This is a genomic window from Pseudomonas sp. B2M1-30, from assembly GCF_025447575.1.
Lineage (GTDB): Bacteria > Pseudomonadota > Gammaproteobacteria > Pseudomonadales > Pseudomonadaceae > Aquipseudomonas > Aquipseudomonas botevensis.
Genome location: NZ_JAOEJT010000022.1, coordinates 1 through 21,026, shown reverse-complemented (window position 1 = coordinate 21,026; position 21,026 = coordinate 1). Strand labels below are relative to the sequence as shown.

General features: G+C 61.8%; 18 protein-coding genes. 9 read left to right on the top strand and 9 right to left on the bottom strand.

Annotated features, from left to right (window positions below; all coding sequences use genetic code 11):
• Position 1: 1 nt before the first annotated feature.
• A complete protein-coding gene (locus N8H74_RS27670) occupies positions 2–373 on the top strand; it encodes a transcriptional regulator (protein ID WP_217833819.1) in 372 nt (123 codons plus the stop codon).
• Positions 374–570: 197 nt separating this feature from the next.
• Here N8H74_RS27670 and N8H74_RS27665 read toward each other — a convergent pair whose 3' ends face one another.
• The 3 genes from N8H74_RS27665 to N8H74_RS27650 all read right to left on the bottom strand — a co-directional run bounded on the left by N8H74_RS27665 (position 571) and on the right by N8H74_RS27650 (position 4,015).
• The gene (locus tag N8H74_RS27665) at positions 571–1,164 is read right to left on the bottom strand and encodes a flavin reductase family protein (protein ID WP_262151811.1); all 594 of its coding nucleotides are present in this window, start codon (positions 1,162–1,164) and stop codon (positions 571–573) included.
• Between the two features lie 104 nt (positions 1,165–1,268).
• The gene (locus N8H74_RS29300; protein ID WP_217833817.1) at positions 1,269–2,585 is read right to left on the bottom strand and encodes a PAS domain-containing methyl-accepting chemotaxis protein; all 1,317 of its coding nucleotides are present in this window, start codon (positions 2,583–2,585) and stop codon (positions 1,269–1,271) included.
• Positions 2,586–2,701: 116 nt separating this feature from the next.
• Entirely contained in the window at positions 2,702–4,015 is a 1,314-nt protein-coding gene (locus tag N8H74_RS27650) for an MFS transporter (protein WP_262151810.1), read from the bottom strand.
• 229 nt (positions 4,016–4,244) lie between these two features.
• Between N8H74_RS27650 and N8H74_RS27645 the strand changes: the two genes are divergently transcribed.
• From N8H74_RS27645 to N8H74_RS27630, 4 genes are all read left to right on the top strand, one after another.
• Positions 4,245–5,663: a TIGR00366 family protein gene (locus tag N8H74_RS27645; RefSeq protein WP_262151808.1), complete on the top strand. Its 1,419-nt coding sequence runs from the start codon at positions 4,245–4,247 to the stop codon at positions 5,661–5,663.
• Positions 5,664–5,879: 216 nt separating this feature from the next.
• Positions 5,880–7,580, top strand: a complete 1,701-nt coding sequence (gene acpA, locus N8H74_RS27640; protein WP_262151806.1) for an acid phosphatase — start codon at positions 5,880–5,882, stop codon at positions 7,578–7,580.
• A 117-nt stretch (positions 7,581–7,697) separates the two neighbouring features.
• Positions 7,698–8,870 (top strand): hypothetical protein, encoded by a 1,173-nt coding sequence (locus N8H74_RS27635; protein ID WP_217833813.1) that lies wholly within the window; start codon positions 7,698–7,700, stop codon positions 8,868–8,870.
• Between the two features lie 179 nt (positions 8,871–9,049).
• A complete protein-coding gene (locus N8H74_RS27630; RefSeq protein ID WP_217833812.1) occupies positions 9,050–9,574 on the top strand; it encodes a lysine methyltransferase in 525 nt (174 codons plus the stop codon).
• A gap of 8 nt (positions 9,575–9,582) precedes the next feature.
• Here N8H74_RS27630 and can read toward each other — a convergent pair whose 3' ends face one another.
• The gene (can, locus tag N8H74_RS27625) at positions 9,583–10,227 is read right to left on the bottom strand and encodes a carbonate dehydratase (protein ID WP_217833811.1); all 645 of its coding nucleotides are present in this window, start codon (positions 10,225–10,227) and stop codon (positions 9,583–9,585) included.
• Between the two features lie 141 nt (positions 10,228–10,368).
• On the opposite strand from can, the gene N8H74_RS27620 reads away from it, so the two are divergent.
• On the top strand, positions 10,369–10,773 hold the full coding sequence (locus tag N8H74_RS27620; protein ID WP_217833810.1) for a serine kinase/phosphatase: 405 nt from the start codon (positions 10,369–10,371) through the stop codon (positions 10,771–10,773).
• 103 nt (positions 10,774–10,876) lie between these two features.
• On the opposite strand, the gene rimI is transcribed toward N8H74_RS27620, so the two are convergent.
• Entirely contained in the window at positions 10,877–11,329 is a 453-nt protein-coding gene (gene rimI / locus N8H74_RS27615; RefSeq protein ID WP_217833809.1) for a ribosomal protein S18-alanine N-acetyltransferase, read from the bottom strand.
• The gene (locus N8H74_RS27610; RefSeq protein ID WP_262151875.1) at positions 11,322–12,068 is read right to left on the bottom strand and encodes an energy transducer TonB; all 747 of its coding nucleotides are present in this window, start codon (positions 12,066–12,068) and stop codon (positions 11,322–11,324) included. The genes rimI and N8H74_RS27610 overlap by 8 nt, the downstream gene beginning before the upstream one ends.
• A gap of 219 nt (positions 12,069–12,287) precedes the next feature.
• Between N8H74_RS27610 and mksB the strand changes: the two genes are divergently transcribed.
• The 3 genes from mksB to mksF are packed head-to-tail and all read left to right on the top strand — an operon-like array spanning position 12,288 to position 17,096.
• Positions 12,288–13,568 (top strand): Mks condensin complex protein MksB, encoded by a 1,281-nt coding sequence (mksB, locus tag N8H74_RS27605; protein ID WP_217833808.1) that lies wholly within the window; start codon positions 12,288–12,290, stop codon positions 13,566–13,568.
• Positions 13,558–14,259 carry an Mks condensin complex protein MksE gene (gene mksE / locus N8H74_RS27600; protein WP_262151802.1) on the top strand — a complete coding sequence of 234 codons (702 nt, stop codon included), beginning with the start codon at positions 13,558–13,560 and terminating at the stop codon, positions 14,257–14,259. Before mksB ends, mksE begins: the two co-directional genes overlap by 11 nt.
• Positions 14,256–17,096: an Mks condensin complex protein MksF gene (gene mksF, locus N8H74_RS27595; RefSeq protein ID WP_217833806.1), complete on the top strand. Its 2,841-nt coding sequence runs from the start codon at positions 14,256–14,258 to the stop codon at positions 17,094–17,096. The genes mksE and mksF overlap by 4 nt, the downstream gene beginning before the upstream one ends.
• 187 nt (positions 17,097–17,283) lie before the next feature.
• Here mksF and N8H74_RS27590 read toward each other — a convergent pair whose 3' ends face one another.
• From N8H74_RS27590 to N8H74_RS27580, 3 genes are read right to left on the bottom strand one after another with little or no spacing between them, the layout of a single operon-like run.
• Complete coding sequence (locus N8H74_RS27590) at positions 17,284–19,587, bottom strand: MlaD family protein (protein WP_262151799.1); 2,304 nt, start codon at positions 19,585–19,587, stop codon at positions 17,284–17,286.
• Positions 19,580–20,203: a paraquat-inducible protein A gene (locus N8H74_RS27585; protein WP_217833804.1), complete on the bottom strand. Its 624-nt coding sequence runs from the start codon at positions 20,201–20,203 to the stop codon at positions 19,580–19,582. The genes N8H74_RS27590 and N8H74_RS27585 overlap by 8 nt, the downstream gene beginning before the upstream one ends.
• On the bottom strand, positions 20,190–20,849 hold the full coding sequence (locus tag N8H74_RS27580; protein WP_217833905.1) for a paraquat-inducible protein A: 660 nt from the start codon (positions 20,847–20,849) through the stop codon (positions 20,190–20,192). Before N8H74_RS27580 ends, N8H74_RS27585 begins: the two co-directional genes overlap by 14 nt.
• Positions 20,850–21,026: the final 177 nt, after the last annotated feature.

Sequence of the window (21,026 nt, the reverse complement as noted above, 5' to 3'; positions counted from 1 at the left end):
CATGAACATACGTCCGATTCATACCGAAGAAGACTACCGCGCCGCACTCAGGGACATATCCCCGCTGTTTGAAAATGAGCCTGAACCTGGCACTCCAGAAGGTGACTACTTCGACATCATGATCACGCTTATCGAGGCCTACGAAGCCAAGCAGTTTCCTCTCGACTTGCCGAACCCGATCGATGCCATAAGGTTTCGAATGGAGCAGTCTGGTCTGTCGGCAGCCGATCTCGTGCCAGCAATCGGCCGCACGAATCGCGTCTATGAAGTCCTGAACGGCAAGCGGGCATTGACGCTCCCCATGATCTGGAAGCTTCATGACCTGTTCGGAATTCCTGCGGAAAGCCTGATCAAACCGGTAAAACCAATCTGATCCGAAGACAGCCACGCTACTTGCTGCGAGACTGAGAAAGAGTTCGGAGGGGGCCTGCAGCCCCCCAAAAAACACCTGCACGCTCCCTCAGGCCCCGGTCGTCTCATTCGGCGCCCAACTGACAATCGAGGTGTTGGCAGACTGCATGCGGCGTTGCCACGGGCAACCTTCTGGCCCAATGCGGCCTCCAGAGCGGTTTATAGCGCCTTGCCATCCACCGGATCACCAATCGTCAGAAAGTGCCCGCCCGCGACGTGATGCAGCGTACGCAACGCATCGTGCCCTTCGAAATGCCAGCGTCCGTCGCTGAACACCCGCTCATCAGCCTGCGCCGCGATGACTTCGGCGAGGAACAGGTCGTATTGCTGATGGTTGTACGGTTCCGGCAGCAGCCGACATTCGAGCCACGCCACGCAGCCTTCGAGCATCGGCGCGTCGACCTGTTCGCCGGCAAAGGTCTGCAAGCCATAGGCCTGAAACTTGTCGCGGCCCTGATCGCGATTGATCTCTAGGCCCGAGGTCGTGCCGACGGTCTGTGCAATATCGGCCTGGGCCACGCAAGGCACGTTGAGGACGAAGGTGCCGCAGGCTTCAAGCAATTGCCGTGTCCAGGTCGACTTGTCGAGCACCACCGCGACTTTCGGCGGTTCGAAGTCCAGCGGCATGGCCCAGGCTGCCGCCATGATGTTGCGCTGACGGTCATGGGCGGCGCTGACCAACACGGTCGGGCCGTGATTGAGCAACCGGTAGGCTTTGTTCAAGGGCACCGGGCGGCGGTGAGAAGCGCTCATGAAAATCTGCTCCAGGAAAAAGAGCCGATTGTAGCGGCAGGCAGAAGAAAGAACTGCCTGCACAAACCATGGGAGCACGATTGCTCCCACGGATTTACCGCCGATCAGGTCGTCAGTTGATTGGCGAACTGCCCTACGGCATTCACCACTTTCTGCGCGCCGTCCTGGATCTCGACGATCACCGTGCCCGCCTCCGCCGCCAGCGCCAGCCCCTGCTCGGCCTGGAGCTTGCCGTCGGTCATCAGGGCCACGGCGTTGCGCGCCATTTCCTGGTTCTGCCGCACCACGCCGACAATCTCGTCGGTGGCCTGGCTGGTGCGCGACGCCAGTTGCCGCACTTCGTCAGCCACCACCGCAAAGCCCCGACCCTGCTCGCCGGCACGGGCCGCCTCAATCGCTGCGTTGAGCGCCAGCAGGTTGGTCTGTTCAGCGATGCCGCTGATCGTCTTGACGATGGTGCCGATCACCAGCGACTGCTCGTTCAGCGCCTCGATGCCTTCACCCGCACTCTGCATATGACGCGACAGGTCGCGCATCACATTGACCGCTTCGGTCACGACGGTCGTACCGCGCTGCGCGGTGCTGTCGGTCTGCTGCGAGGTGCTGTAGGCGATGCTGGCCGCCTCGGCAACCGCTTGTTCGCGGTTCACCTGATCGGTGATCACCGTGGCGAACTTCACCACCTTGTAGAGTTTTTCGTTGGCGTCGAGCACCGGGTTGTAAGACGCCTCCAGCCAGACCACCCGACCATGGCTGTCGACCCGCTTGAAACGATCGGCGACAAACTCGCCGTTGTTCAAACGACGCCAGAAGTTCTGGTATTCGGCGCTGCCCGACTCTTCCGGCAGGCAGAACATGCGGTGATGCTTGCCCTTGATCTGCGCCAGGCTGTAGCCCATGCCGCTGAGAAAGCGCTCGTTGGCGTTCAGCACGTTGCCGTTGAGGTCGAACTCGATCACGGCGGTGGAACGCACCAGCGCGCCGATCAGGTTTTCGTGCTCACGGGAGGCTTCGATGGTCCGCGTCAGGTCGCTGGAGAAAATCGAGAAATGCCTGATCCGCCCGTCCGAGGAGCGCACGGGTTGCACGATCGAGCGCAGCCACGCTTCCTCGCCATTGCCACGGGAAAGGCGCACGGCGCCGGCAAAGTGCTCGCCACGGCTCAGGGCCGCGCGGAAGCGGTGGTGAAACTCGTCGGACTTCACGTGGGCCGGCACGATGTCTTCGATGGCGCGGCCGATCAGGTCGTGGCTCTTGTAGAGCATTTCGGTAAGAAAATTCTGATTGACCGACTGAATCCGCCCGTCCGGCTCCAGCGTCAGCACCAGCATCTCGCTTTCCAGACTTTCCTTCACTTGCAGAAGGCTGGAGAGTTCTTCACGAAGAGCCGCCAGCTCTTGCTTCAGGCGTTTATTGAACATGGGAGAGCACCGATGGACCAGGTAGAGAGCGGTATGTCTCCTAACCATCGGCCTTGAAAATCTTTTCTGAAGAGCGCGCGCAGCCTGTCCTACAAAAATAGTCGGGCCGCACAGTGTCAGGCGGTTCCGGCCACCTGACACTGCCCCTGGCGCGGCATCCGCGCGCCGAAATACGCCGCGCTGAAGATCCCCACTGCGCCCATCGCGGCACAGAAGATCACGCAGATCCATGGACTCCACGGCATCAGACCGATCAGCAGCAGCGGTGTGATACTCGCCCACGCGGCGTAGGCAATGTTGTAGGTGAAGGAAATGCCGGATACGCGAATCCGCGCCGGAAACAGACCGACCATCACCGAGGGCACCGCACCGACCACACCGCAGCCAAGTCCGGCGACGGCATAGGCCAGGCCGATCCATCCGGCACCGGCCATCAGACAGGCGTAAAGCACACCGATCCCCAGCGGCAGCAGCAGGCTATACAGCATGACCGTACGCCACGCCCCGATGCGGTCGACCAGCAGACCGGCAATCACGCAGCCGATGTTCAGAAACACGATGCCCAATGCGCTGAGGGCAAACGTATGGCTGGCGGTCATGCCGAAGGTTTTCTGCATCACGGTCGGAGTGATGACCACGAACACCACCACGGCCGAGGTCAATACGCAGGTCAGCAACACGGCCGGCAACATCGCCAGTCGATGCTCGCGCAATACCGTGCGCAGTGGCAGTTCGACCCGCGCCTCGCGCTGCGCTTCCATCGCCAGAAACACCGGGGTTTCACTCAGCCAGCGGCGCAGCCAGACGCCGATCACGCCGAACACACCGCCGAGCAGGAACGGGTAGCGCCAGGCGTAATCGAGAATTTCCGCCGGCGTGAACATCTGCGCCAGGAACGTCGCGGTCAGGGCGCCGATCAGATAACCGAACGTCAGCCCGGCCTGCAAAAAGCCCAGGGCGTAGCCCCGATGCCCGGCTGGCGCATGCTCGGCGACGAACACCCAGGCGCTCGGCACTTCGCCGCCTACCGCTGCGCCTTGCAGGATGCGCAGGGCCAACAGCAGCAAGGGCGCGAAATAACCGATCTGCGCATAAGTCGGCATGATCCCGATCAGCAGGCACGGCAGCGCCATCATCAGGATGCTCAGGCTGAATACCTTTTTACGGCCCAGGCGATCGGCGAAATGCGCCATCAGAATCCCGCCCAGGGGCCGCGCCAGATAACCGGTGACGAAAATCCCGAAACTTTGCAGCAGACGCAGCCACTCGGGCATTTCCGGCGGGAAGAACAATTGGCTGAGGGTCAGGGCGAAGAATACGAAAATGATGAAATCGTAAATCTCCAGCGCCCCGCCAAGGGCCGCAAGGCCGAGGGTCTTGTAGTCGGAACGGCTGAATGGCGCCGGTCGGGCAACGGAGTGGGCAGTCATGGCAAAGAACTCTGGCACAGGCAAAAACCAAGGCGCCCATGGTCTACGCAAATGCGCCGAGGGACAACCCGTTAGACCATGGTCCCGGTTTTTGCAAAACCCGCTCACAAAATACCGGCGCTTGATTTACTGTGGGCGCCTGTCCGCAGACACCACCGCAGAGCCCTCTCCCACAGGGGCCTGGGCAATCTTGCGGACCACAATAAAACATAAAATCCGAGGTACTCCCGTGGCCGTTGATATCGAAGATAGCCGCTCTGCGCGCTTTGCCTTGCGCTGTTCAAATTTTGCCGAACGCTGGTTCCCCGACTCCTGGGTGTTCGCCGCACTGGCGGTGATTATCGTCGCGCTCGCCACCCTGGCGATGGGCGCCAAACCGACCGATGCCGCCATGGCCTTCGGTGACGGGTTCTGGAGCCTGATACCGTTCACCATGCAGATGGCCTTCGTGGTGATCGGTGGCTACGTGGTCGCCAGTTCGCCACCGGCCGTGAAGCTCATCGACCGCCTGGCGCGGATCCCGAAAAACGGCCGTTCCGCCGTAGCCTGGGTCGCACTGATTTCGATGGTCGCGTCGCTGCTGAACTGGGGTCTGTCGCTGGTGTTCGGTGGCTTGCTGGTGCGCGCCCTCGCCCGCCGCACCGATCTGAAAATGGACTACCGCGCCGCCGGTGCCGCCGCTTACCTGGGGCTTGGCGCGGTATGGGCGCTGGGCCTGTCGTCGTCGGCCGCGCAATTGCAGGCCAACCCCGCCAGCCTGCCGCCGTCGATCCTGTCGATCACCGGCGTGATTCCGTTCACCCAGACCATCTTCCTCTGGCAATCGGGAGTGATGCTGCTGGCGCTGATCGTGATCTCGCTGATCATCGCCTACGCCACCGCGCCCGGTCCGAATTCGGCGCGTGATGCCAAGGCCTGCGGCGTCGACCCGAGCTTCAACCTGCCGCCGCTGCAACCCCGCACCCGCCCCGGCGAGTGGCTGGAACACAGCCCGCTGCTGATTATCGTGCTGGTACTGCTGGCCGCTGGCTGGCTGTTCCACGAGTTCTCGACCAAACCGGCGATCACCGCGATTTCCGGGCTCAACACCTACAACTTCCTGTTCATCATGACCGGCGCGCTGCTGCACTGGCGTCCGCGCAGCTTCCTCGACGCGGTGGCCCGCGCGGTGCCGACCACCACCGGGGTGTTGATCCAGTTTCCGCTGTACGGCTCGATCGCCGCCCTGATGACCACGGTCAAAGGCGCCGACGCCCAGACCCTCGCCCATCACATCTCGACCTTCTTCGTCAGCATCGCCTCCCACGACACCTATGCGCTGCTGATGGGCGTGTACTCGGCGATCCTCGGCTTCTTCATTCCGTCCGGCGGCGGCAAGTGGATCATCGAAGCGCCTTACGTGATGCAGGTCGCCAACGATCTCAAGTACCACCTGGGCTGGGCCGTGCAGATCTACAACGCCGCCGAAGCCCTGCCGAACCTGATCAACCCGTTCTACATGCTGCCGCTGCTGGGCGTGCTGGGACTCAAGGCGCGGGATCTGATCGGCTTCTCGTTCGTGCAACTGCTGGTCCACACGCCGCTGGTGCTGCTGTTGCTGTGGGCGCTGGGGACGACATTGGCGTATGTGCCGCCAGTGATGCCGTAAACCCGGCATTGCGAACAACATCGTTCGTCTGTGGGAGTGGACTTGCTCACGAAGACGGTGGATCAGTCGACGCGCTATTGACTGCCCCCCCTTCTCGAGCAAGCCCACTCCCACATTTGTTTCAGCCTGCACCTCGAATCGTCACCCAACCGTCACATTCCCTTGCTAGCGTCCGCCGGAAACATACTGAAACAATTAAGCAAAGCGGGCTGAGACATGAGCGACGAAACGAACGGCACCGACCTCCCCACGCCTGACTCCGACAATCCCACCGATACCAGCCGCCGGCGCTTTCTCGGCGGTGTTGCGGTACTCGGCGTCGGCGCGACGCTGGGGGCCTGCGCCAAGTCGGGTGATGAGCCGGGCAAACCGGGCGAGCGTCCGCTGACCCCGGCGGAACTGGACAAGGCGCTGCATGACCAGGTGAAAACCGTGGTGGTGATCTACGCCGAGAACCGCAGTTTCAACAACCTGTTCGGTGACTTCCCCGGTGTCGAGAAGCCGTTGTCCGCGCTCAAGCCGGGCGACTATCAGCAGCGCGACCGCGACGGCAGTCTGCTGCAAACCCTACCGCCCGCCTGGGGCGGTGTGTTGCAGGTCGGCCCGCAGACCCTCGATGGCGTGACCTATCCCAGCGGTGTCCAGTTTCAGGAAAACCTGCCCAACGCACCTTTCGCCCTCAAAGGCCCGAACGCTGAAGATTTGCCGTTCGGTCTGGTGACCCGCGATTTGTGGCATGTGTTCTATCAGAACCAGATGCAGATCAATGGCGGCAAGAACGACTGTTTTGTCGCCTGGGCCGACTCCGGCGGCCTGACCATGGGCCACTACGCCCAAAGCCGTTACTCATTGCGTTTGTGGGACGTGGCCCGGGAATTCGTACTCTGCGACAACTTCTTCCAGGGTGCCTTCGGTGGCTCGTTCCTCAACCATCAATACCTGATCAGCGCCACTGCGCCGTACTACCCGAACGCGGCCACCTCGGTCGCCAAGAGTCAGATTGCCGCCCTGCAAAGCGACGATCCGGCCGACCCTCGCCTCAAGCCGCTGGAGCAATCGCCGGCCAGCGCCATGAGCGGCCCGCCGCAGTTCGGCCCGAGCGTGTTGACCCCGGACGGGTTCGGCGTGAACACCCTCGCGCCGCCCTACTGGCCGACCTGGATTCGCGATCCCGAGCGCCCGGCGTACTCCAAAGCCGATCTGCCGAATGTGCTGGTGCCGCAAACTCACGAACACATCGGCGACAAGCTGTCGAAAAAGAACATCGACTGGGCCTGGTACGCCGGTGCCTGGCAGGCGACGCTGGATCAGTACAAGGATTCCGGCGGCATCCCGAAGATCCCCAACTTCCAGTATCACCACCAGCCGTTCAACTACTTCCAGCAACAAGGGCCGGAGCATCCCGAAGAGCGCAACAAACGCCTGCGCGACGCGGGCCTCGGGGACGAGTCGAGCAGCAACAGATTCTTCGCCGATGCCGAGGCCGGCAAGCTGCCAGCCGTCACGTTCTACAAGCCTCAGGGCAACTTGAACATGCACGCCGGTTACGCCGACGTGGCCTCCGGTGATCGCCATATCGTCCGTGCGCTGAAGGTGCTGCGCGAGAGTCCACAGTGGAAAAACATGGTGGTCATCGTCACCGTCGATGAGAACGGCGGCTGGTGGGATCACGTCGCGCCGCCCAAGGGCGATCGCTGGGGACCGGGCTCGCGCGTGCCGGCGCTGGTGGTGTCGCCGTTTGCCCGCAAGGGCACGGTGGACCACACGGTCTACGACACCGCCTCGATCCTGCGCCTGATCACCCGGGTGTTCCAGCTGGAGAAACTTGACGGCCTCAAGCAGCGCGATGACGCCATGACCGCGCGGGGCCAGAAGCCCATGGGAGACCTGACCAACGCCCTGCATTTTCCGGCCTGACGGCGAGTCCTGCGATGGTACTGAAAAAACTCTGATGGACGGCTTTTCTGCGCCACACGGCTGATCCAATATGAGCAGCCCCAACAACGGGGAACCCACGCTGAAAAGGATCTGAGCATGTTCAAACTCGCAGGACTCACCCTTGCTGCGCTCACCCTGAGCGCAGCGGCCCACGCCGATGTCGATCTGAAACTGGGCAGCACCGAACGCGTCACCCGCCTCTTCGCTTATCCCAACAACTGCAACGTGATCTGCTTTCGCAACTGGACGCTGGAGCAGACCGTCGAGCACTACCTGACTCAAAGCGTACAACGCGATGGCTATACCAGCGCCAAGGTTCGGGTGAAGACTGACAACGGTCAGCTCTACACCGAAATCAGCGGCGTGCCCAAGGGCTATGACAAACCGCTGAAAGCGCTGCTGGATGCCGGTGACCTGGCCTACAACGGCGCCAGCAAGCTCAATGCCGATGGCAAGTGGGCCTACAGCTGGTATCTGTTCCTGCCGCTGGGCATGGCGCTGGAAAACCGCAAAAGCGTCGAGCTGCTGCACTTCCCGCCGGATTACTCGCTGACCCAGGCGCAGGATTATCTGCGTTCGAATACCACCGACCGCTGGGCCGCGCTGCTGACCGACAACGGAATCCCGGCGGACAAGACACCGGCCTATCAGACCATCGTCGACATCGCGCCAATCGCCGCACCGGCCAGCGCCGGCAGCACCCTGGAAGGCGTCTACGGCTACTTCAAGGATTACCAGACCACGATGGTCAAGCAGGTCAGCCAGAACGCCAGCGGCGCGGCACTGCCGATGGTCGCGTTCGGTGCGCCGGTGCGTAACTGGATCAAGCAGCAATACGGGCCGACCGTGAACGTGCTGGGCCTGGCCACCATCAGCCCGAGCGCGGGGGTCAACGTGCCGGTGCTGGGCTCCAACCACCCAAGCTACATCTGGTATGCCGCCGATCCCGAGAGCTACACCGGCGACGATGCCCAGGCCAAGGCCGACGCGGCAGGCCTGAAGGTGATGGGCCAGGACTTGAGCGCCGCCTGCTGGCAGGCCGGCATGGGCAGTAAACCGGGCAGCAACGCCAAAGCCTTGCTGGACAGCTGTACCCAGACCTGGCAAGTGACGCAAAAAGTCAAAACCTGCGAGCTGTTCTACACCTCGATTCGCAACCTGACGCCCGCCGACGCGGCCGCCAAGTGCGCCACCACGCCGATCAAGACTCAGTTGCAGCAATTGCAGAGTCCGTTGCCAGCCGCTGACGTTCCCGCTCCCCATATCTGACCGGGGACATGGCTTTTCCGTGTCAGCCCTGGCTGACACGGAAAAGCGCCTTTTACGCCTGTCAGATCTGACAGTAGACCGAGCGTTTCATATACGTGACCATTGGATCCAATCTCGTGTTGCAGAGCTGAAAGGACTTCAGCCTGGTGCAGTCGCAGCACTGTCCGACAGGGAACGTTATGAACATGCATGTGCTACGCAACCGCTCCTCCCGAGACACGGAAGGTATCTACCCTTTTATCGGTCTGCCTGTACGCCTTGGATTTCCGTCCAGGAATGATTTTGAAATCATCTGCGATGCCCACGGAATGCCGATAGCGGTAGCGGCGCGGCGGGAGTTTCTGCGTATCAGCCGGATGTGCAGGGTTTCGGGGCAATTGCTGCCCTACCGCTGCCGACAGACCCGGCAATTGCTGGCCGGGATTCATCTCTACGATCCACGCTTCTGTGGATTGATCGAGCACGCTTGCGAACCGAACGTGTTTCTCGACATGAGCGAGTTATGGCTGTGGGCGCTGCAGGACATTCAGGCCGGCCAGCGGCTGACCATGGATTTCACCGCCACCGAAGACAAACTGCTGCGCCAGTTCGCCTGCGGTTGCGGCGCGCCACGGTGTCGCGGCTGGATCACCGGTCATGACGAAGCGCCCAATCTCGAAGGCCAGCGCTATTTGCAGGGCTGGCACCGGCGGATCGGGCGCTGAGCGGCGGGTTACGGCGCGCCGACCGGACGCAGGCGATATTGCGGCGGCAGTTGTTCGAAACCGCTGATGGTGGTGTTCAGACTCTTCCAGCGACCGTCCTTGATGCCGTAGATGCAGCCGTGGATCGACAGGTTCTGCCCACGGTGCCAGGCGTTCTGGATGATGCTGGTGTGGGCGACGTTGGCCACTTGCTGAATCACGTTAAGCTCGCACAGACGGTCGACCTGCTCTTCTTCGGTCGGCAATTTGGCGAGTTCTTCACGTTTTTCGTAGTACAGGTCACGGATCGAACGCAGCCAGCCGTCGATCAGGCCGAACTGGCGATCCTGCATCGACGCCCGCACACCGCCGCAACCGTAGTGGCCGGTCACCAGAATGTGCTTCACCTTGAGCACATCCACCGCGTACTGGATCACCGACAGGCAGTTGAGGTCGGTGTGCAGCACCACGTTGGCAACGTTACGGTGAACGAACAGATCGCCGGGCAGCATGCCGACGATTTCGTTGGCCGGCACGCGCGCGTCGGAGCAGCCGATCCACAGGTATTCCGGAGTCTGCTGACGGGCCAGCTTGGCGAAGAAGTCCGGGTCTTCCTTGGTGATCGCGTCAGCCCAACGCTCGTTGTTATCAATCAGATCTTGTAAGTCGTGCATGCTGTAAGGCCTCAAGAAAGATTTGCTGCTTTGACAGACAACCCTCCGTCGGGGTCACGCCGGCACCGCAAGTGTTTTCGTTGGAATTCTCGTGAGCCGGGTGAGTCCACCCTAGTAAGGCCCACAGTATGAGGATTTGCCATGACTGATTCACGACGCCCCTATGATGCGATGCAGCCGCCATCGATTGATGATAACGAAGACCGCATGGGTTCGGTGCATGAGCTGGATTTCGACGACGAACAGCCCAGCGCGAAGATCGGCGATGAACTGCCCGAACGGGAGCGCGAGCAGTTGATGCCGCGCGCGCGGGTGCGTGAAGCGGGCATGACCGGGGCCTCAGTGGCCGACCATGAACCGACCGACGATGACCTGAGCCCGGAAACCCTGATCCGCGAGGACGGCGCCCGTGATGCCGAAGAGTTCGGTCAAGACGATCGGGCCGATTGGGATCTGAGCATTGTCGATGAAGACGACATTGGCGGGGGCGACGGACTGGATGAGGCGGAACTGGCGCGGCGCGATCCGCTGGACCGCAAGCGGTAATGGGGCGGCGTCTGTCCAGACGCCTTCGCGGACAAGCCCGGCTCTCACAGGTTATCCACTGTCCCTGTAGGTGCCAGGCTTGCCCGCGCAGCGATTATTGCAATCAGTCGACCAGCGTGCAGGCCATCACCACCGCATCTTCACGCCCACCGACCGCCGGGTAGTAATCCCGTCGCCGGCCGACTTCATTGAAACCGTAGCGCTCATACAGACGGAATGCGGCGGCGTTGCTGTCGCGCACTTCCAGGAAGCATTCGCGGGCATCGGCGGCGTAAGCGCGGGACATCAGGTACTCAAGGAGCGCCAGCCCCAGGCCGCGCCCCTGGTTTTCCGGCTTGACCGTGATGTTCAGCAGATGCGCCTCATCGAGAATGATCTGCACCACCCCGTGCCCCACCTGTTGCTGGCCTTCGAACATCAGCCAGATCTGGTATTTGCCCAGGCCATCGAGAAAGATCCCGCGCGTCCACGGATGGCTGTACGCGGCGAATTCAATCTTCAGTACAGCGTCGAGATCCGCCTCGGTCATCGGGCGGAACGATACAGCGTCACTCATTCGATTCTTTCCAGCGCGCCATCAGCCGACGCATGGCTTGCCACACGGCGGCCTTGCGCCGGGGCTCTTCCATCAACAATTCCAGCCCCGGGATGGCCCATGCCAGGCCAAGGCCTTCGATCTGCAACTCACTATTGAACGCTTCGGCATCCGCCTCGCCGGCAAACCGCACGGCTGGCAGGCCGATCAGCCACAAGCAGGCGCACGGCGCTTCTTCCATACGCACCGAAAGGAAACCCTGAACGAAGTCCCGGGCCGCTTCCGGGCCTTGGTCCATGGTGCCGCGCACCAGCAGCGGCCAACGCACCGGCTCACCGATGATTTGCGGTGCATCCGGCAGACCGGCGGCGCGCAGCATGTCCTTGAGCAGCAGATACGCCGGATCGCGGCTCTGGAAGGATTCGCCTGTGGGTAACTCCACCAGCAACAGGCACCGGCCGGCGCGCAGCAATTGCAGGGCAAAACGCGGCGGTGGCAGCGGTGCCGGTTTGGCGGCCACCGGTGCTTCCTCGGCGTCCTCAACCGGCTTGACCGCCGCACGGGCAATTACCGCCGTCGGGCGCGGCACTTCGACTTTCGGTCGCTCGACCGGACGAGCGGCAGGCTGCACCGGGGCCTCGGCCTGTGGTGCAGGTGCGATTGCCAGCTCGACCTCGGGCTCGGGCATGTCCAGCAGCTCGGGCCGCGACGGCGCGGCAAAGGGCAATTCGGTACGCGGCAGCCAGTTGACCACCTGCATGGCGTTCAAATAGGCGCGGCGGCGGGACTCGATTAGCAAGGGGCGGCCACTTGTGGATAACTGAAGTGCGCTGATTCTACCGCCGTTCCCTCAAGATCGCCCGCAGTTGATCGATAGTTTTAGTCTCAATAAAGACGACAGCCCGTCCCGAGAGTGAATCGCATCCTTCGCGATGCAGTACAATCGCGGCTTTTAATCGCCAACCAGCCGGCCATTCCGATGATCGAACCCAAGCGCGTCTTGCGCGCCCTCGCTGAACACTGGGCACTTCTGGAGCCACTGTGCGAGCACTTCGACCAGGGCACCCTGAGCCTCAACGAACTGCGCACGCAACTGGCCGCCCAACAACTGGACAGCACGCCGCAGGACATCACCAGCCTGCTCGACGTGTGGATTCGCCTCGACATTCTGGTGCCCGTGGCGAAAAGCCCGAACCGTTTCGAGCTCAACGCGCAGATTCACGACTTCCTCGCCTACCTGCGCCGCGAACACCGTCTGGGCCTGTGCCTGGAGATCGAAGCCTACCTGCGTCACCTCGAGCGTCTGGCCGGGTATATCCAGGATGCTTTCGAGATCCGCGACGGCAATGACCTCGCCCGCCAGTTGCGCCTGCTCGACATGCGCGTGCGTGACGTGCTGAAGAAGCTCGACAACGACGAACAGGCGCTGGTGGCCGTGGCCGAACGGGCCAAGACCAGCGACCGGCAGATTCCGTTGCGTCAGCGCTACGCCGAAGTGCTGGCGACCTGGGACGAATACGTCGAGCCGATGATCGAGCTGGTGAACGCCGATGGCGCCTTCGAACAAGGCGTGCGCAAGGTCGAGACGGTGCTGTTGAAAATGCTCTCGGAGCAGCAGCGCCTCGGCCACCTGGTCGATGACGACATGCTGTTGCGCACCCACGCGCGCATCCTCGAAATGCAGACCAGCGCCCAATTGACCCTGCGTCATGCCCGCGAGCTGCTGCTGCCGCTGCGTGAAGAGGCCCGCCGGCACAACGCCGTGACCCGTGGCGCCGCGCTCGCACTGGCCGCCATCCGCCGTAAAGGCATCGATGCCGTGCCGCAAGCCGCGCTGCCGCTGTTCACCCGGCCGCAAAGCACCTTCCTCGGCAGCGCCAGTCAGGTCGAAGCCTACGTCTATGCGCTGGCCCGTTTCGAACCGAAACCGGCCCGCTTCCCCAAGGCGCACAAATCGCCGAAATCCGGCGACGCGCCACGTGCGCCGCGTACCGTGCGGGAAATGGTCGACCGTTGCGAAGAGTCCCTGCCGATGCCGGATCTGATGACCTGGCTGCTGGAGCAGGAGCCGGACGGCGCCACCGACGAATTGCTCTACTGGTTCTCGCGCCTGTCGCGGGAAAAACGCTTCAAGCGCGAGCGTCTGGAACGCCGCGAATACCACACTCACGAGCATCAGGTCAGCCTGCGCTCCTTCGCCCTGCTCTCGGCCGGCCCTGATGCCGCCGAGAATTCTGCGAGCATCCCCAATGCATCTTGATCTATCCGAACTGTCCCAGCTGGCGCCGATCTTTCGCGAGCTGTTCAAGGGCTACCACGTCAGCCGCCGCGACCCGGAGCTGTATGCACAGCTGTCGAACTTTCAGGATCAGTACCGCACGCTTTTCAAGGCGCTGGGGTTCGAACTGGTCTGCGACACCCGTGGCTTCTATTACTTCGTGCCGGACCTGGCTGCAGCGGCTGTGAACAAGACTGCCCAGCGTCTGGCGCTGTTCACGTTCATCCTCGTCGAGTACCTGGCCGACCAGGGCCGCGATCCGATCGCCGTGCTCGACGGCGGTAGCCTCGGTCGTGAAGAGCTGCCATCGCTGCTGGACAAGTACCGCGACCTGTTCATTCAGGCCGAAGTGCAGACCGTGGAAGAGCTGGAAGAAAAGATCATGCGCCGCATGACCCAGCTCGGTTTCGCCAGCGAGGAAAACGGCGTGTACCGTTTCCTGCCGCCGATGCACCGTTTCCTCGACGTGTGCCTGTCGGTCCAGCAGGACCGCGATCTGGCGGCCAGCGTCCACAGCGTTCTGCCGTTGCCGGCACCGGTGCTGATCGACGAAGAAGCCGAAGCCCGCTTCCTTGCAACCGACGATCCGCTTGATTTGTCTGAATTTGAGGTAGAAAGCGAAGAAGACGCACTGGCACGCGCCATTGCCGAAGAACAGGAGTCCGACGCATGAGCCAGGAACGCTACGGCATCCGCCGCTTTGCCCTTTTGAACACCGCCGGTTACAGCCTCGGTCTGTTCCCGCTGGAAGAGCCGCTGTCGGTCTACGGCGCGAACAACCTCGGTAAATCCGCGTCGATCAACGCCTTGCAGTTCCCGATTCTGGCGCGCATGTCGGACATGAGTTTCGGCAAGTACAGCCTGGAACAATCGCGGCGCTTCTACTTCGCGTCCGACACCAGTTACATCCTCGTCGAAGTCAACCTGCCCCACGGCCCGCACGTGATCGGCGTGGTCGGTCGCGGCCCGGGGGGCGGTTTCGGCCACCAGTTCTTCGCCTACGCCGGCAAACTCGATCTGGCGCACTACCAGAAGAACGACACCTGCCTGCGCCAGAAAGAGCTGTTCAGCAACCTTGAGAAAGAAGGCCTGAAAGCCTACGAACTCAAGCCCGATGAACTGCGCCGTCTGCTGGTCGGCGGACACACGTCGATCCCACTGGACCTGACCCTGATCCCGCTGCGCTCCACCAGCGAGCAGAGCCTGAAGACCTTCCGCGCGCTGTTCATCAACCTGCTGCACATGCGCGAAATCACCGCCGCCAAGCTCAAGCAACTGTTCCTCGATGCCTTCGAGCACAGCCTGCGTTCCGGCAGCGTCGATTACATTGCGGCGTGCGAAGAAGCGTTCCGCGATGTACGACGCATGGAACAGGACTACAACTCGCTGGTCGCCGCCGGTCCGCTGGTCGAGGCGCTGTCCAACGGCGTCAAACAGCGTGACGTGCTGCGCGGCAAACTGCATCGCCTGTCACCGCTGCTCGACTCGTTGCTCGGCACCTGGTCGGACTACGCCACGGCGCGCAAGGAAGAGCTGACCATCCAGGCCGAGCACTACCGTCGCGAGCAGGACGACCTGCAAAACGATCAACGCGGCGGCACCCAGGAGCTGATGCGTCTGGAACGGGAAATCTCCGGCATCCAGCGCTGGCTCGGCGAACTCTCGGTACTGAAGAACCGCTTTGCCCTGGTCGATGACGTCAAAGTGCTGGAGCAGCAACTGCTGGCCGCCAAAGACGCCCACGACGAACTGGCCGGTGCATTGGCACAGTCCCGGCAGTTCAGTGCCGAGGATCTCGAAGAACGTCTGCGCGATCTGGAAAAACGCCTGAAGTCGGTGAAGCAGCAACTCGATCACGCCGACAACAACAGCTACGCCCGCCTGCGCGAAGAGTTCTCGCAACAGGACGTCGAGCGCCTGATGCGTCTGTTCAACAGCGCGCTGTTCAGCCTGCCGCTGGGCGAGCACGGCATCACCCTCGACGAGAACGGCGATTGGGTGAAGTCTGTGGAACTGATCCTCGACGGCTTCAAGGGTGAGCGCTTCGAAGTGCCGGGCCTGTCGATCGACATCTCGCACATCGAGCCGCCGGCCCTGCAAGCCCTGGCCGACCGCGCCGCGCTGCGCGATCAGAAAGAGCGTCTGGAAAAAGAGCTCAAGCAACTGAAAACCCAGCAGGCCGTGGCCGCCGACCGCGCCGCGAGCAAGACCCAGACCGAAGCGCTGTATCAGCAGGTGCTGGATGCGCAGAAGGCGCTGGAAGATTTCCGCCGCACCCAGACCCTGAGCGCCGAGGAAGGCGACAAGCTCGAGCAACTGGCGCAAATGGAAGCTGCGCAGGACGAACTCAAGCGCTCCAGCGACGCATTCACCGAGCGCGTCCAGCAACTGTCGGCCAAGCTGCAACTGGTCGGCCGGCAGATCGCCGACATGGAAGCCAAGCAGCGCACCCTCGACGACGCCCTGCGGCGCCGTCAGTTGCTGCCGGCGGATCTGCCGTTCGGTACGCCGTTCATGGATCCGGTCGACGACTCGATGGACAACCTGCTGCCACTGCTCAACGACTATCAGGACAGCTGGCAGGGCTTGTTGCGCGCTGACGGCCAGATCGAAGCGCTGTACGCGCAAGTGCGCCTCAAGGGCGTGGCCAAGTTCGACAGCGAAGACGACATGGAGCGCCGTCTGCAACTGTTGATCAACGCCTATGCGCACCGCACCGACGAAGCCCTGACGCTGGGCAAGGCGCGCCGCGCGGCGGTCACCGACATCGCCCGGACCCTGCGCAACATCCGCAGCGACTACGACAGCCTCGAGCACCAGTTGGCGCTGTTCAACCGCGAGATCAACAAGCGTCAGGTGTCCAACCTGCAGAGCTTCCGCATCGTCCTGGCGCCGAACAAGGAAGCGCTCAAGCACATCGATCAGATCATCCACAGCGCCGGTCAGTACGAAGAAGGCGAAACCCTGTCGGTGTTCGACCTGAGCCAGAGCGCCGAGCAGGACAACAAGAACGAAGAGGCCAAGGAATACCTGGCACGGCTGGTGGCGGCGAACCACAACCAGCTCGGTCTCAAGGACCTGTTCGAACTGGCGTTCGAGATCACCAAGGTCAACGGTCAGCCGGTGATTCACACCGACATCGACGGCGCGGCGTCCAACGGCACCACCATGACCATCAAGGCGCTGACCAACATGTACCTGTTGCTGCACTTGATGGATCGCGATCTCGCCGGACGCGTCCGCCTGCCGTACTACCTCGACGAGGCAGCGGACATCGACGAGAAGAACCAGGCCGCCCTGCTGGAAACCAGCCTGCAACTGGGCTTCGTACCGATTCTGGCGAGCGTCAAGCCGCAGGTCTGCGCCAGTGTCGCCATCGACCTGGAAGGCGGCAGCGGCCCGGCGGGCATCTACATCGACGAGGCGGACTGGAAGTTCATCCGTCGCCACGATGTGGTGAAGGCCACCCTGAACGTCGAAGCCGATGAGCCGGAGCTGGATGCGGTTTGATCGGCTTTAGCTGAGGACAAAAAAAGGGCCGCGATCCAATGGATCGCGGCCCTTTTTCATGGTTTGGAATTTGTTGTGAATTCCAAGGCCTCTTCGCGGGCAAACCCGCTCCCACAGGGTTCTACATGACTCATGTGGGAACGGGTTTGCCCGCGAAGGCGGCCTGACAGACGCCCGATTACTTGGGTTACTTGCCGAGCGGAATCTTCGGTGCCCAGGTCAGCCATTCATCCTCGAACTTGTCGAACAGCGGGAACGTCTGCTCCGCACGCGCCGGATTGCCCATACGCTCGCCGTCCGGCGTGGCGAAGGCGATGCCGCCCTGAATCAGGGTTTCCAGCGACTCGGTACGCACCGTCACGCCCTTGAACAAACCGTAATCGAAGCCCACGCCGCTGGTGTTCCAGAAGCGGCTGCCACTGCGCACCAGTGGCGCGTACTTCGGCTCGATCAGAATGTGTACCAATACCCGGTCCGCCGTCTGCCCCAGTTCATAACCGGTGACCTTGCCGACGGTGATCTCGCGGTAGGTCACCGGCACACCCGGTTTCAGCGAGCCGCGACGGGCAGCACTCAACACCAGACTCAGGCCGGCCTCTTGTTTGTTGATCTCCGGTGGATTGGCCAGGGCCACGAAGTTTTTCTGCGGGCCAAGGCTCTTGGCGGCCGGCTGCACTTCGATGTATTGCCCCGTCACCAGGGTTTCCAGGTTCGACGTCTTGATCAGGCCCAATTCCGGTTTGACCACCCAGAACTGACTGCCGACCCGGGCGATGCGCTCCGGCACTTCGGTGATGCGCGCAGTCAGGATCACCGATTGCAGGTCGTCGGTCAGATCGACGCTTTCGATCTTGCCGACATCCAGCCCCTTGAAGCGGATCGGCGTGCCGCTGCGCAGGCCATCGGCGCGATCAACCTTGATCGTCACCACCGCACCCTTCTGGTTCGCCTCGTCATGATTGGCGAACAGGCGGAAGCGCGGAATGCGTTTCTGCAACGGCGCCTTGGCTTCCGGGGTTTCGAAGGCGATGCCGCCGGCCATCAGGCTTTGCAGGGATTCGCTTTTGACCTGGATGCCGCCGGTCAGTCCCCCGGTCAGGGTGACACCGCTGGCGTTCCAGAAGCGCGTCGAGGCATTGACCAGGTTTTCGTATTCCTTCTCGATGTGTACGCCGATGATCAGCTGCTTTTTGGTCTTGGAGAACTGGTAGCTCTGTACCGAGCCGACCTTGACCTGCTTGTAGAGAATCGGACTGCCGACATCCAGTGAGCCGAGGGTATCGGTGAACAGCACCAGATGCAGACCCGGCGAGCGCAGATCCAGCGGTGGGGCTTTCGGCCGTGCTTCGAACTCACGCTGCGGCGCACCGCCCTTCTCTCCGGGGCGCACGGCAATGTAGTTACCTTTCACCAGCGCTTCCAGACCGGTGATACCGGCCAGGGAAATCGACGGTTTGACCACCCAGAATTGCGTACCCGCCACCAGGTACTCTTCGGCGAGTGGATCAAGGGTCAGCTCGGCAGTGGCGCTCGACAGATCCGGATCGATCTTCAGCGCTTTCAGGTTACCGACCTGAATGCCCTTGTACATCACCGGCGTGCGACCGGCCTGCAAACCTTCGAAGTCGCTTAGTTTAACTTTCACCCGGATACCGGCCGCAGCGGCATCGAAGTCTTCATACAGACGAAACGGCAGGCTTGGATCGGTGGGCGGACTGTCCTTGCGGTTCTCCGGCGTGGCGAAAGCGATGCCGCCGGCGACAATGCTCGCCAGGGACTCGCTACGCACTTTCACCCCGGACAGGTTGGCGTCGATGCTGATGCCGCTGGCATTCCAGAATCGCGTGTGTTTGCGCACCAGTTTGGCGTACGCCGGCTCGATGAAGACCTTGAGCTCGACGGTGCTCTGGTCTTCCGACAGCACGTAGTTTTTTATCTGACCGACCTGAATCTGCTTGTAGAACACCGGGCTGCCACGGTTCAGAGAGCCGAGGCGATCAGCCTTGATGGTCAGGTGCAGCCCGGGAGTGGAGTCCGACAGCGGCGGCTCTTCGGCCAAGGCCTTGAACTTGCGGGTCGGCTCGCCCTCGCCGGGGCTGATGGCTACGTAGTTACCCGATACCAGGGTTTCCAGACCGGTGATGCCGGCCAGGGACACGCTCGGCTTGACCAGCCAGAAGCGCGTGCTGGTCTTGAGGTATTGCTCGACGTCCTTGTTCATCTCGACCGTAGCGATCACGCCTTTGGAGTTGCCTTCGTCATCGAGCTTGAGGCCTTTCACCTTGCCGACCGGCATGCCTTTGTAGACCACTTCAGTCTTGTTGGCCTGAATGCCTTCGCCACTTTCGAAGCGCACCTGGATTTCGATCCCAGTTTCGGAATAGGCACGCCAGCCGAGCCAGCCGCCAATAATCAGGGCGATCAGTGGCAGCACCCAAACGGCAGACCAGTTCGAGGCTGGTCGGGTTTTCGCTACAGGCAAATCAGTCATGGTCGGCGTCCGACTCCGTGTTATCCCAAATCAGTCGGGGATCGAAAGTTACTGCGGCGAGCATCGTCAGAATCACCACACTGGCGAAAGCGATGGCGCCAAGATTGGCTTCGACACTGGCAAGCCGGCCGAAGTTGACGACCGCCACCAGAATGGCGATCACGAAAATATCCAGCATCGACCAGCGGCCGATGAACTCGATGAAGCGATACATCCAGATCCGTTGGCGCGCGGACAATGGCTGGCGCCGCTGGACCGAAAACAGCAGCAGGGCAATCCCCACCAGCTTGAACGTCGGCACCAGAATGCTGGCGATGAACACCACCGCCGCGATCGGGATCATCCCGTGTTGCACCAACTGAACCACACCGGACATGATCGTGCTCGGATCACCCTGCCCCAGAGAACTGACAGTCATGATCGGCAGCACGTTGGCCGGAATGTAGAGAATGGCCGCCGTAATCAACAACGCCCAGGTTCGTGCAAGGCTGTTGGGACGGCGAGCGTGAACCAGCGCACCGCAGCGGGTGCAGGTTTGCTCGTCGGTGTCGGCTTGCTGCCGGTTCAACTCATGGCATTCGGCGCAAATCAGAATGCCTGCATCAATCGCCCGCATGAGCGTCCTCTCCTGACAACGCCTGCCAGATCTGATGGGGCGACATCACCACCTCAAGCCAGACCTGGACCAACAGCAGACCGATAAAACACACCAGCCCGAGGCCGACATTGAGGGCTGCCATGTCCGCAAGTTTGACGATCGCCACCAGCACGCCCATGAGGTAGACCTCAAGCATTCCCCAATCCCGCAGGTGGTGATAAATGCGGTAGAGCAGCAGGCCATAACTGCGGCCGACATCAAAACGGATCGTCAGCAGAACCATCAACTGGCACAGCAGTTTGAGCAGCGGAATAGCCATGCTGCACAGGAACACGATGACGGAAACGCCACGCATGTCAGTATTGAATAGCCCCACGACGCCGCTCCAGACCGTGTCCTGCGACGACTGCCCGAGTAGATTGAGCTGCATGATGGGTAAAAAGTTCGCCGGCACGTAGAGCAGCAGCGCTGCAATCACCAGCGCGAGACTGCGCTGCACCACATTATGGCGATGAGCATAAAGCTCGTAACCGCAGCGTGGGCAGAGGGCTTTCTCGCCATGGGCAAGTTGCGGCTTGCGCATCAACAAGTCGCACTCATGGCAGGCCACCAAGTCATCCAGCGGTAAATCTGACAGCCCGGGGGCGTCAACCGAATCGGACATAAGGGCTCTGGCTCCGAAAAAGAAGGGATCTATTCTAGTGTTCTGATTCGAAAATAACTGTGCAAATTTGTTCGCTCGCGCGAGTAAAAACTTTCCTGCGGGCAAAACAAAACCCCAACTGCTTTCGCAATTGGGGTTTCGGAATTTAATCTTGACGATGACCTACTCTCACATGGG